The organism is Mycobacterium sp. 4D054 (assembly GCF_052245755.1).
Classification (GTDB): Bacteria; Actinomycetota; Actinomycetes; order Mycobacteriales; family Mycobacteriaceae; genus Mycobacterium.
Genome location: NZ_JBQQCF010000033.1, coordinates 55,889 through 66,931 on the forward strand (window position 1 = coordinate 55,889; position 11,043 = coordinate 66,931).

At 68.9% G+C, this 11,043-nt stretch carries 11 protein-coding genes and 1 pseudogene; 11 read left to right on the forward strand and 1 reads right to left on the reverse strand.

Annotated features, from left to right (window positions below; all coding sequences use genetic code 11):
• The 11 genes from glmS to ACTWP6_RS21480 all read left to right on the forward strand — a co-directional run bounded on the left by glmS (nucleotide 1) and on the right by ACTWP6_RS21480 (nucleotide 10,510).
• Nucleotides 1-1,866 carry a glutamine--fructose-6-phosphate transaminase (isomerizing) gene (gene glmS / locus ACTWP6_RS21430; protein WP_443188706.1) on the forward strand — a complete coding sequence of 622 codons (1,866 nt, stop codon included), beginning with the start codon at nucleotides 1-3 and terminating at the stop codon, nucleotides 1,864-1,866.
• Between the two features lie 138 nt (nucleotides 1,867-2,004).
• Nucleotides 2,005-2,376: an STAS domain-containing protein gene (locus tag ACTWP6_RS21435; RefSeq protein ID WP_260757463.1), complete on the forward strand. Its 372-nt coding sequence runs from the start codon at nucleotides 2,005-2,007 to the stop codon at nucleotides 2,374-2,376.
• A 29-nt stretch (nucleotides 2,377-2,405) separates the two neighbouring features.
• Complete coding sequence (locus ACTWP6_RS21440; RefSeq protein ID WP_443188707.1) at nucleotides 2,406-3,818, forward strand: NAD(P)H-hydrate dehydratase; 1,413 nt, start codon at nucleotides 2,406-2,408, stop codon at nucleotides 3,816-3,818.
• A gap of 10 nt (nucleotides 3,819-3,828) precedes the next feature.
• Entirely contained in the window at nucleotides 3,829-5,235 is a 1,407-nt protein-coding gene (locus tag ACTWP6_RS21445; RefSeq protein WP_260757465.1) for a glutamate decarboxylase, read from the forward strand.
• 32 nt (nucleotides 5,236-5,267) lie between these two features.
• Nucleotides 5,268-6,413 carry an alanine racemase gene (gene alr / locus ACTWP6_RS21450; protein ID WP_260757965.1) on the forward strand — a complete coding sequence of 382 codons (1,146 nt, stop codon included), beginning with the start codon at nucleotides 5,268-5,270 and terminating at the stop codon, nucleotides 6,411-6,413.
• Nucleotides 6,410-7,498 carry an alpha/beta fold hydrolase gene (locus ACTWP6_RS21455; RefSeq protein WP_260757466.1) on the forward strand — a complete coding sequence of 363 codons (1,089 nt, stop codon included), beginning with the start codon at nucleotides 6,410-6,412 and terminating at the stop codon, nucleotides 7,496-7,498. Before alr ends, ACTWP6_RS21455 begins: the two co-directional genes overlap by 4 nt.
• The gene (gene tsaE, locus ACTWP6_RS21460; protein ID WP_260757467.1) at nucleotides 7,491-7,955 is read left to right on the forward strand and encodes a tRNA (adenosine(37)-N6)-threonylcarbamoyltransferase complex ATPase subunit type 1 TsaE; all 465 of its coding nucleotides are present in this window, start codon (nucleotides 7,491-7,493) and stop codon (nucleotides 7,953-7,955) included. The genes ACTWP6_RS21455 and tsaE overlap by 8 nt, the downstream gene beginning before the upstream one ends.
• The gene (gene tsaB / locus ACTWP6_RS21465) at nucleotides 7,952-8,584 is read left to right on the forward strand and encodes a tRNA (adenosine(37)-N6)-threonylcarbamoyltransferase complex dimerization subunit type 1 TsaB (protein WP_443188708.1); all 633 of its coding nucleotides are present in this window, start codon (nucleotides 7,952-7,954) and stop codon (nucleotides 8,582-8,584) included. Before tsaE ends, tsaB begins: the two co-directional genes overlap by 4 nt.
• A complete protein-coding gene (rimI, locus tag ACTWP6_RS21470) occupies nucleotides 8,581-9,033 on the forward strand; it encodes a ribosomal protein S18-alanine N-acetyltransferase (RefSeq protein WP_260757469.1) in 453 nt (150 codons plus the stop codon). Before tsaB ends, rimI begins: the two co-directional genes overlap by 4 nt.
• Complete coding sequence (tsaD, locus tag ACTWP6_RS21475) at nucleotides 9,030-10,052, forward strand: tRNA (adenosine(37)-N6)-threonylcarbamoyltransferase complex transferase subunit TsaD (protein ID WP_443188709.1); 1,023 nt, start codon at nucleotides 9,030-9,032, stop codon at nucleotides 10,050-10,052. The genes rimI and tsaD overlap by 4 nt, the downstream gene beginning before the upstream one ends.
• A complete protein-coding gene (locus ACTWP6_RS21480; RefSeq protein ID WP_260757471.1) occupies nucleotides 10,049-10,510 on the forward strand; it encodes a nuclear transport factor 2 family protein in 462 nt (153 codons plus the stop codon). The genes tsaD and ACTWP6_RS21480 overlap by 4 nt, the downstream gene beginning before the upstream one ends.
• On the opposite strand, the pseudogene ACTWP6_RS21485 reads toward ACTWP6_RS21480, so the two are convergent.
• Nucleotides 10,483-11,043 (reverse strand): annotated as a pseudogene (locus ACTWP6_RS21485) (hypothetical protein); the annotation flags it as partial. The gene ACTWP6_RS21480 and the pseudogene ACTWP6_RS21485 overlap by 28 nt on opposite strands.

The following is an 11,043-nucleotide window of genomic DNA, read 5'->3' on the forward strand; positions in this document are numbered from 1 at the left end:
ATGTGCGGAATCGTCGGCTATGTCGGGCAGCGCCCTGCCTGCGACATCGTCGTCGACGCGCTACGCCGCATGGAGTACCGGGGCTACGACTCCGCCGGCGTCGCGCTGCTCGACGGAAAGGGCGGACTCACCGTGCGCCGAAAGGCGGGCCGGCTGGCCAATCTGGAGGCCGCCCTCACCGAGAGTGGAGCCGACCACCTGGTCGGCGCGACCGGGCTCGGTCACACGCGGTGGGCCACCCACGGCAGGCCCACCGACCGCAACGCCCACCCGCACCGCGACGCGTCCGGCAAGGTCGCCGTCGTCCACAACGGCATCATCGAGAACTTCGCGCCGCTGCGCGCCGAGCTCGAAGCCGCCGGCGTCGAGTTCGCCAGCGACACCGACACCGAGGTCGCCGTCCACCTGGTCGCCCGCGAATATGTGCACGGTGAGACGGCCGGAGACTTCCCCGCGTCAGTGCTGGCGGTGCTGCGCCGCCTGGAAGGCCATTTCACGCTGGTGTTCGCCCACGCCGACGATCCCGGCACCATCGTGGCCGCGCGTCGCTCGACACCGCTGGTGCTCGGCGTCGGCGACGGCGAGATGTTCGTCGGCTCGGACGTCGCGGCGTTCATCGAGCACACCCGAGACGCGGTGGAGCTGGGTCAGGACCAGGCCGTCGTCGTCACCGCGGACGGCTACCGGATCACCGACTTCCACGGGGCCGACACCCAGGACTACCGCGAGTTCCACATCGACTGGGACACCTCGGCCGCCGAGAAGGGCGGCTACGAGTACTTCATGCTCAAGGAGATCGCCGAGCAGCCCGCCGCGGTCTCCGACACGCTGCTCGGCCACTTCGCCGACAACCGGATCGTGCTCGACGAGCAGCGACTCTCCGACCAGGAGCTGCGCGACGTCGACAAGGTCTTCGTGGTGGCCTGCGGCACCGCCTACCACTCCGGGTTGTTGGCCAAGTACGCGATCGAGCACTGGACCCGGCTCCCGGTGGAGGTCGAGCTGGCCAGCGAGTTCCGGTACCGCGACCCGGTTCTGGACAGCCACACCCTCGTCGTCGCGATCTCGCAGTCGGGCGAGACCGCCGACACCCTGGAGGCGGTCCGGCACGCCAAGGAGCAGAAGGCCAAGGTGCTGGCCATCTGCAACACCAACGGCAGCCAGATTCCCCGCGAGTGCGACGCGGTGCTCTACACCCGCGCCGGGCCGGAGATCGGGGTGGCGTCGACCAAGACGTTCCTGGCCCAGATCACCGCGAATTACCTTGTCGGACTTGCGCTTGCGCAGGCCCGTGGCACCAAGTACCCCGACGAGGTGGCGCGCGAGTACCACGATCTGGAGGCCATGCCCGAGCTGATCTCGCGGGTGCTGGACACCGCCGAACCGGTGGTGCAACTGGCCAAGCAGTTCGCCGCCTCGCAGACGGTGCTGTTCCTGGGCCGCCACGTGGGCTATCCGGTGGCGCTCGAGGGCGCGCTCAAGCTCAAGGAACTGGCGTACATGCACGCCGAGGGCTTCGCCGCCGGTGAACTCAAACACGGTCCGATCGCGCTGATCGAGGACGATCTGCCGGTCATCGTCGTGATGCCGTCGCCGAAGAACGCGGCCACGCTGCACTCCAAGCTGCTGTCGAACATCCGCGAGATCCAGGCCCGCGGCGCCGTCACCATCGTGATCGCCGAGGAGGGCGACGAGGCGGTGCAACCCTACGCGGATCACCTGATCGAGATTCCGGCGGTGTCAACGCTTTTCCAGCCTCTGTTGTCGACCATCCCGATGCAGCTGTTCTCGGCCGGGGTGGCCCAGGCCCGCGGTTACGACGTGGACAAGCCGCGAAACCTGGCGAAGTCGGTCACCGTCGAGTAGTAACACGCGGCGCTGTTTCGGCGATACACCTCTTAATGAGCCGTTGAACAGCAGCGGTGGCCGCCGCGGGGCGTCAGAACCACGCTAACCGTCGGCATGGCTGTGCACGCATGTATTTCTAGAAGCCGGGGGACGGCAATGACTTCATCTGGTCAGACGTACAGGGGCAGGTTCACTGTCACACCGCGCCGCGACGGCGACCTGCTGGTGTTGCACGTGGCGGGCGATCTCGACGTCCTCACCGCACCCACCTTGGTCACGCATCTGGACGTGGCACTGGCGGACTCGCCGGCGGTCCTGATCGTCGACATCACCGACGTCGGGTTTCTGTCGTCGGCCGGCATCAGCGTGCTTGTCGAGACCCACCGGCTCACCGAACGCGCGAACATCTCCCTGCGCGTCGTCGCCGAGGGGCCCGCGACCAGCCGTCCCCTGCACTTGATGCGGATCGACACGGTCATCGACCTGTACCCGACGGTCGAAGACGCGCTGCGCGGCCGGCAGCGCTGAGCTCAGCCTATCCACGTACCGTAGGCGCCATGCGCTACTTCTACAGCGCCGACGCCATCCGTGAGGCCGAAGCGCCGTTGCTCGCCGCGCTGCCCGAAGGCGCGTTGATGCGCAGGGCGGCGTTCGGACTGGCCACCGCGATCGCCCGCGAGCTGGGCACGGTCGCAGGCAAGAGGGTGTGCGCGGTGGTCGGTTCCGGAGACAACGGAGGAGACGCCCTGTGGGCGGCGACGTTCCTGCGTCGGCGCGGCGCGGGTGCCGCGGCGCTGTTGCTCAACCCGCAACGGGCGCACCGCAAAGCCCTCCACGCGTTCCTGCGCGCCGGCGGGCGCGTCGTCGAAAGTGTAATGCCCTCAACGGATCTGGTCATCGACGGGGTGGTCGGAATCTCCGGGTCGGGGCCGTTGCGCCCCGAGGCGGCCGAGGTGTTCGACGCCGTCACCCGGGCCGGCATCCCCGTCGTCGCCGTCGACGTGCCCAGCGGTGTCGACGTGCACACCGGTGTCGCCGACGGTCCGCACGTGCGGCCCGCGCTCACGGTCACCTTCGGTGGTCTCAAACCCGTTCACGTACTGGGCGACTGCGGCAGGGTCGAGCTCGTCGACATCGGGCTCGACCTGCCACCGACCGACCTGCGCGCGTTCGACGCCGAGGATGTGGCCGCCCGCTGGCCGGTGCCCGGCCCGACCGACGACAAGTACACCCAGGGCGTCACCGGCGTGATGGCCGGCTCGCAGACCTACCCCGGCGCTGCCATTCTGTGCACGGGTGCCGCCGTCGCCGCCACATCCGGGATGGTCCGCTACGCGGGAACGGCAGCCGCCGAGGTGGTCTCGCACTGGCCTGAGGTCATCGCCACCCCGGGCTACGCGAGCGCGGGCCGGGTTCAGGCGTGGGCCGTGGGCCCAGGCCTCGGCACCGACGAGACCGCCGCCGCCGCACTGGTATTCGCTCTGGAGACCGACCTGCCCGTGATCGTCGACGCCGACGGCCTGACGATCCTGTCCGCTCACCCGGAGCTGATCGAGGGCCGCTCCGCCCCGACCGTGCTCACCCCGCACGCCGGAGAGTTCGCCCGGCTGGCCGGGGCGCCGCCCGGCGCCGACAGGATCGCCGACACCCGCAGGCTCGCCGACCGGCTCGGCGTCACGGTGCTGCTCAAGGGCAACGTCACGATCGTCGCGGCGCCCGGCGGGCCGGTGCACCTCAACGCCGCAGGCAACTCGTGGGCGGCGACCGCCGGCTCGGGGGACGTGCTGTCCGGCGTGATCGGTGCGCTGCTGGCAGCGGGGCTGGCCCCCGACGAGGCGGCGGCCGCCGCGGCATTCGTCCACGCCCGGGCCGCCGACCTGTCCGCCCGTGACCCCGGGCCGGCGGCCGCCCCGACATCGGCGTCACGCATCCTGGCGCATCTGCGGACGGCGTTGGGCTCGATCCTCTAAAAAGGAGCCCATGCCCAACGTATCCCGTCACTCGTCGCTGACCCCCGCCTACACCGGACGGATGTCCACCAACCCCATCCCGGCGCTTCGCCTGCCCGACGAGTCGATGGAACCCGAGCTGACCTACCGCTACATCCACGACGAGCTCATGCTCGACGGTAGTTCCCGCCTCAACCTCGCGACGTTCGTCACCACCTGGATGGATCCCGAAGCGGGCCGGCTGATGTCGGAGACGTTCGACAAGAACATGATCGACAAGGACGAGTACCCGGTCACCGCCGCGATCGAGCAGCGCTGCGTGTGCATGGTCGCCGACCTGTTCCACGCCGAGAACCTGCGCGACGACGACCCGTCGACGGCGGTCGGGGTGTCGACCATCGGATCCAGCGAGGCGGTGATGTTGGCCGGCCTGGCGATGAAGTGGCGGTGGCGCGACAAGTTCGCCGGCGCGAACGGCGACGGCTGGAAGGGGCGCACCCCGAATCTGGTGATGGGCTCCAACGTGCAGGTGGTGTGGGAGAAGTTCTGCCGCTACTTCGACGTCGAGGCTCGCTATCTGCCGATGGAGGAGGGACGCTACGTGATCACTCCCGAGCAGGTGGTCGACGCCGTCGATGAGGACACCATCGGAGTGGTCGCGATCCTGGGCACCACGTTCACCGGGGAGCTGGAGCCGGTCGGTGAGATCTGCGCGGCGCTGGACAAGCTGGCCGGCGGCGGCGGCCCCGACGTGCCGGTGCACGTGGACGCGGCCAGCGGCGGTTTCGTGGTGCCGTTCCTGCACCCCGACGTGGTGTGGGACTTCCGCCTGCCCAGAGTCGTGTCGATCAATGTCAGCGGCCACAAGTACGGCCTGACGTATCCCGGCATCGGCTTCGTGGTCTGGCGCAACGCCGACCACCTGCCCGAAGACCTGGTGTTCCGGGTCAACTACCTCGGCGGCGACATGCCGACGTTCACGCTGAACTTCTCCCGGCCTGGCAACCAGGTGGTCGGCCAGTACTACAACTTCCTGCGGCTGGGGCGTGAGGGCTACGTCACGGTGATGAGGACGCTGTCCGAGACCGCGCAGTGGCTGGCCCATGAGCTGGCCGCGATGACCGGGCCGGACAACTTAGCGGTCTTCGAGGTGATCTCGGACGGCTCGGCGATTCCGGTGGTGGCGTTCAAGCTGGTGGAAGGCACCCGATACACGGTCTTCGACATCTCGTCGCTGCTCCGCGGTTACGGCTGGCAGGTTCCGGCCTACACGATGCCCGACAAGGCCACCGACGTCGCGGTGCTGCGGATCGTGGTGCGGGAGGGCTTCTCGGCGAACCTGGCCCGGGCGCTGCGCGACGACCTGGTCGAGGTGCTCGGCAAGCTCGACAAGGTGGGCGTCGGCGGCTTCGCCGACGAGGAGCATTTCGCCCACTGAACGCCCGCCTGGGACAATCGCAGGCGGTGACCATGACCATGAACATCCCCCGGGCAGTGCCCACCGCGTCCGTCGACCTCGATGCGATCGCCCACAACGTCGCTGTGCTGCGCGAACATGCAGGTTCCGCTGCGGTGATGGCCGTCGTGAAGGCCGACGGCTACGGTCACGGCGCCACCCGTGTGGCGCGTGCCGCGCTGGCGGCCGGGGCCGCCGAGCTCGGGGTCGCGACGCTGGCCGAGGCGCTGGCGCTGCGCGCTGACGGCGTCACCGCCCGGGTGCTGTCCTGGCTGCACCCGCCGGGCACCGATTTCGCGCCGGCGCTGCTGGCCGACGTCGACGTGGCCGTGTCGTCGCAGCGCCAGCTCGGCGACGTCCTCGATGCCGCCGCGCGCACCGGGGTTACCGCGAACGTGTCCGTCAAGGCCGACACCGGGCTGTGCCGCAACGGAGTGAGCGAGGCCGAGTATCCGGCGGTCGTCGACACCCTGCGCCGGGCGCGCAGCGATGGCGCGGTGCGGGTGCGCGGGCTGATGTCGCATCTGGCCCACGGTGACACGCCGGAGCACCCCTTCAACGATGTCCAGGCGCGCCGACTGACCGACATGGCCGTGACGGCGCGGTCCAGCGGAGTCACCTACGAGGTGGTGCACCTGGCGAATTCGCCTGCCGCGCTGACCCGTCCGGACCTGGCATTCGACATGGTGCGGCCCGGGATCGCGGTGTACGGGCAGATGCCGATACCCGAGCGGGGCGACATGGGCTTGCGGCCGGCGATGACGGTGCGCTGCCCGGTGGCGAAGCTGCGGCAGGTGCGTGCGGGCGACGCCGTGTCCTACGGGCACACCTGGACCGCGCCGGTGGACACCACGCTGGCGTTGATCCCGGCCGGCTATGCCGACGGGGTGTACCGCGCGCTGAGCAACCGCTTCGAGGTGTCGATCAACGGCCGCCGGTATCCGAACGTGGGACGGATCTGCATGGACCAGTTCGTGGTGGATCTGGGGCCCGGTCCGGTGCCGGTCGCCGAGGGGGACGACGCGATTCTGTTCGGCCCGGGCACCGACGGCGAGCCGACGGCGCAGGACTGGGCCGAACTGCTGGGCACCATCAATTACGAGGTGGTGACGAGCCCGCGAGGACGGTTCGTACGGTCCTACCGCGGTGGTCTGCAATGATTCGCGGCGCGGGCTGGCTGGCCGGGGCGGCGGGGATGGCCGCCGTCGGCTCCGCCGCGGGTGTGTCGGTGGCGCAGTCGCTGCGCCGCCGGGTGACCGACGAGGACCCGCACCGTGACGAGGATTTCGAGCTTCTCGACGCCGACCGGGGCTGTGTGGTGACGACCCCTGACGGCGTCCCGCTGACGGTCCGCGAAGTGGGGCCGGTGGACGCGCCGCTGACCGTGGTGTTCGCGCACGGCTTCTGCCTGCGGATGGGATCGTTCCATTTCCAGCGGGCTCGCCTGAGCGAGCTATGGGGACCCCAGGTCCGGATGGTGTTCTACGATCAGCGCGGCCACGGCCGGTCCGGTGAGGCGCCGCCGGACACCTACACCGTCGAGCAGCTCGGCCAGGATCTGGAGAGCGTGCTGGCGGTGATGGCGCCGAAGGGTCCCGTGGTGCTGGTGGGGCATTCGATGGGCGGCATGACGGTCCTCTCACACGCCCGGCAGTATCCGCAGCGCTATCCCACTCGCGTGGTCGGCGTGGCGTTGATTTCCTCTGCTGCCGAAGGTGTTTCACGCTCCCCGGTCGGTGAGATCCTGAAGAACCCGGCGTTGGAGGCGGTGCGGTTCGCGGCGAGGTACGCGCCGAAGCTGATGCACCGCAGCCGCGGAGCCGCACGCTCGGTGATCGGTCCGATTCTGCGGGCCGCGTCGTACGGCGACGAGAAGATCAGCCCGAGTGTGGTGTCGTTCTCCGAGCGGATGATGCACGACACTTCGATCACCACACTGGTGGAGTTCCTGCACGCGCTCGAGGTGCACGACGAGACGGCCGCCCTGCAGACGTTGAACAAGGTGCAGACGTTGATCGCCTGTGGCGACCGGGATCTGCTCACACCGGTCGAGTACTCCAGGGAGATGGCGCACAAGTTGCAGCGATCGGAACTTGTGATCGTAGGCGGCGCAGGGCATTTGGTTCAGCTGGAGCGCCCGGAAGTCATCAACGAGGCGTTGGTACGGCTGGTGGAACGGGCCACGCCGTCGAAGCTGGTGGCGTTGACCCGGCGGGTGAAGGAGCGGATGCGGTCTGATGGATGATCGTTCGGGCAACATGGAGTTGCTCAACGTCGAGGAGACGATGGCGCTGGGCGCCAGGCTGGGCCGTGGGCTGCATGCCGGTGACGTGGTGGTGCTGTCCGGCCCCTTGGGCGCCGGAAAGACGGTGCTGGCCAAGGGCATCGCGCAGGCCCTGGATGTGGAGGGCCCGGTGATCTCGCCGACCTTCGTACTGGCTCGGGTGCACCGGCCCCGCCGGGAAGGAGCGCCGGCGATGGTGCACGTCGACCTGTACCGGCTGCTCGACCAGGAGTCGGTGGACCTGCTCGCCGAATTGGACTCGCTGGACCTCGACACCGATCTCGACGACGCCGTCGTAGTGGTCGAGTGGGGTGAGGGGCTGGCCGAACGGCTGTCGGACAGCCACCTCGACATCCGGCTGGAGCGCGCCCCCGACACCGATGCGCGCACCGCGATCTGGCAGTGGAGCAGGCCGTGAGCAGGCTGGTCCTGGCCATCGACACGGCTACCCCTGCCGTGACTGCGGGCGTGGTGCGGATGAACGGTGACGCGGTGCAGGTGCTCGCCGAGCAGGTCACGGTCGATAACCGCGCGCACGCCGAACGTCTGACCCCCAATACTGTTGAGGCGCTCAGTCGTGCGGGGATCACCGTAGACCAACTCGACGCCGTGGTGGTGGGCTGCGGGCCCGGCCCGTTCACCGGGCTGAGGGTCGGGATGGCGACAGCGGCGGCGTTCGGGCATGCGCTCGGCGTCCCGGTGCGCGGAGTGTGCAGCCTGGACGCGATCGCGGTGGGAACGGCCGGAGATGTCCTGGTGGTCACCGACGCCAGGCGTCGCGAGGTGTACTGGGCGCGTTACCGGGACGGCCGACGGGTCGACGGACCGGCGGTGAATGCGGCGGTGGACGTACCTCCAGGTGCCGAGGCGGTGGCCGGGTCACCGGAGCATGTCGAGCTGTTCGACCTTCCGCGGCTCGCTCCGGTCTATCCCACCGCAGCGGGACTCGTTGCGGCGGTGACGGATTGGGTGTCCGATCCGGAACCGCTGGTGCCGCTGTACCTGCGCAGGCCCGATGCCAAGCCGTCGCGGGCGGTGGTGCGGTGAACGTCGAGTACGGCCTGCTGACCCCGGGTGACGCCATGCGGTGTGCCGAATTGGAGGCGCAACTGTTCGACGGCGACGACCCGTGGCCCGAGCGCACCTTCCTGGCGGAGCTGGCCGCCAAGCACAACTACTACGTCGCAGCTCGGGTGGACGACAAGGTGGTCGGATATGCCGGGATCGCCCGGCTGGGCCGGTTCAAGCCGTATGAGTACGAGATTCACACCGTGGGTGTCGACCCGGCGTATCAGGGTCAGGGCATCGGCCGGAACATGGTCACCCGGCTGATCGAACATGCCGAAGGCGGAACGATCTTCCTCGAAGTCCGTACCGACAACGACGCGGCGATCGCGCTGTACGAGAGCGAAGGATTCGTCAAGATCGGGGTGCGCAAGCGCTACTACCGGGTCAGTGGTGCAGACGCCTACACGATGAAAAGGGAGCGGCGATGATCATTCTGGCCATCGAGAGTTCCTGCGACGAGACCGGTGTCGGTATCGCTGAACTCGGCGACGACGGGACGGTGACGCTGCTGGCCGACGAGGTGGCCTCCAGCGTCGACGAGCACGCCCGGTTCGGCGGGGTGGTTCCGGAGATCGCGTCCCGCGCGCATCTGGAGGCGCTGGGGCCGACGATGCGGCGGGCGCTGGCGGCGGCCGGGGTGAGCAGACCCGACGTCGTGGCGGCGACCATCGGCCCGGGTCTGGCAGGGGCGCTGCTGGTCGGTGTCGCTGCGGCCAAGGCGTACGCGGCGGCGTGGCAGGTGCCGTTCTACGCGGTGAATCACCTGGGCGGGCACCTGGCCGCCGACGTGTACGACCACGGCCCGCTGCCGGAGAGCATCGGTCTGTTGGTGTCGGGCGGGCATACGAATCTGCTGCACGTGCGGTCGCTGGGGGAGCCGATCATCGAGCTGGGTTCCACGGTCGACGATGCCGCGGGCGAGGCGTACGACAAGATCGCCCGGCTGCTCGGTCTGGGATACCCGGGTGGGCGGGTGCTCGATGAGCTTGCCCGCGAGGGCGATCCGGCCGCGATCACCTTCCCGCGGGGCATGACAGGACCGCGGGACGACCCGTACGCGTTCAGCTTCTCGGGTCTCAAAACCGCGGTGGCGCGGTATGTGGAGCGTCATCCGGAGTCTTCGCAGGCCGATATCGCGGCCGGGTTCCAAGAGGCCGTTGCCGACGTGCTGACCGCCAAAGCGGTGCGCGCGGCGAAAGACCTCGGAGTGTCGACGCTGTTGATCGCTGGGGGAGTGGCGGCGAACTCGCGGCTGCGCGAGTTGGCGTCGCAGCGGTGCGAAGAGGCCGGGATGACGCTGCGGATTCCGCGGCCGAGGTTGTGCACCGACAACGGGGCGATGATCGCGTCGTTCGCGGCGCATTTGATCGCGGCCGGGGCGCCACCGTCGCCGCTCGATGCCGCCAGCGATCCGGGATTGCCGGTGGTGCAGGGGCAGGTCGCGTGAGTGCGGCTGACAAGCTTGCGATCACCGAACTGCTGTACCGCTATGCGGAGTTGGTCGACGCCGGTGACTTCGACGGTGTCGGAGCGCTACTCGGGCGGGGCCACTTCATGGGGGTCGCCGGCGCCGATGCCATCGCCGGCCTGTTCGTCGCGACCACCCGCCGGTTCCCCGAACACGGCAACACCCCGCGCACCCGGCACCTGGTGCTCAACCCGATCGTCGACATCGACGGTGACACGGCCACGGGGCGCTCGACGTTCTGTGTCGTCCAGCGCACCGACTCGGTTGTGTTGCAGCCCATTGTGGTCGGGAGGTACGCCGACACCTTCGCTCGCGATGCGGACGGCTGGTACTTCACCGGCCGCACCGTCGACGTGGAGATGGTCGGTGATGTATCCGACCACTTGCTGATGGATTCGGGTCGACTTGGTCAGAACGGTGGTGGGTCGTCGCCGTAGTCGGGTTCGTGCCATTGGGTGGGTGATGCCCAGGGCGTAGTGCTAGGTGGCTGGTGGTCTGTGCGGTGGGGTGGGCTTTGTGATTTGCGTAGTCGGCGGTTGTGTGTGCGTTCGGCGGTGATGGCTCGGGTTCGGTTGTGGGCGCGGGTGTTTCGCCGTCGGGGCATCATGGTGCCGCGGTGGGCGTTGGGGGTGGGTTGGGGTGGGTCGCCGGTCCACAGCGTGCCGGTGGGCCGACACAGGATGGGGTAGAGCAGCCGGCTGCCGGGGTGGGTGGTGTAGGTGTGGCCGGTGGGTGCGGTCCAGATGATGGTGCCGTCGGGGTGTTGTCGGTCGCGCCAGCCGGTGGCGCCGATCCAGAATGTTTTCAGCAGGTGGTGAAAACGGCACAGGCTTTTGAGGTTTGTGAAGCGCCCCAGGTTTGATGCCGCATCTTTCTGAGTTGGAAGGATGCAAACCATGCCGAAGAAGATCGACCCGAACGTCAGGGAGCGCTGTGTGCGGCAGGTGCTGGATACCTTGCCGCTGTACCC

Excerpts from the sequence above, each read along its gene's own strand:
- glmS (WP_443188706.1), top strand. The coding sequence starts at position 1 with ATGTGCGGAATCGTCGGCTATGTCGGGCAGCGCCCTGCCTGCGACATC.
- ACTWP6_RS21435 (WP_260757463.1), top strand. The coding sequence starts at position 2,005 with ATGACTTCATCTGGTCAGACGTACAGGGGCAGGTTCACTGTCACACCG.
- ACTWP6_RS21440 (WP_443188707.1), top strand. The coding sequence starts at position 2,406 with ATGCGCTACTTCTACAGCGCCGACGCCATCCGTGAGGCCGAAGCGCCG.
- ACTWP6_RS21445 (WP_260757465.1), top strand. The coding sequence starts at position 3,829 with ATGCCCAACGTATCCCGTCACTCGTCGCTGACCCCCGCCTACACCGGA.
- alr (WP_260757965.1), top strand. The coding sequence starts at position 5,268 with ATGACCATGAACATCCCCCGGGCAGTGCCCACCGCGTCCGTCGACCTC.
- ACTWP6_RS21455 (WP_260757466.1), top strand. The coding sequence starts at position 6,410 with ATGATTCGCGGCGCGGGCTGGCTGGCCGGGGCGGCGGGGATGGCCGCC.
- tsaE (WP_260757467.1), top strand. The coding sequence starts at position 7,491 with ATGGATGATCGTTCGGGCAACATGGAGTTGCTCAACGTCGAGGAGACG.
- tsaD (WP_443188709.1), top strand. The coding sequence starts at position 9,030 with ATGATCATTCTGGCCATCGAGAGTTCCTGCGACGAGACCGGTGTCGGT.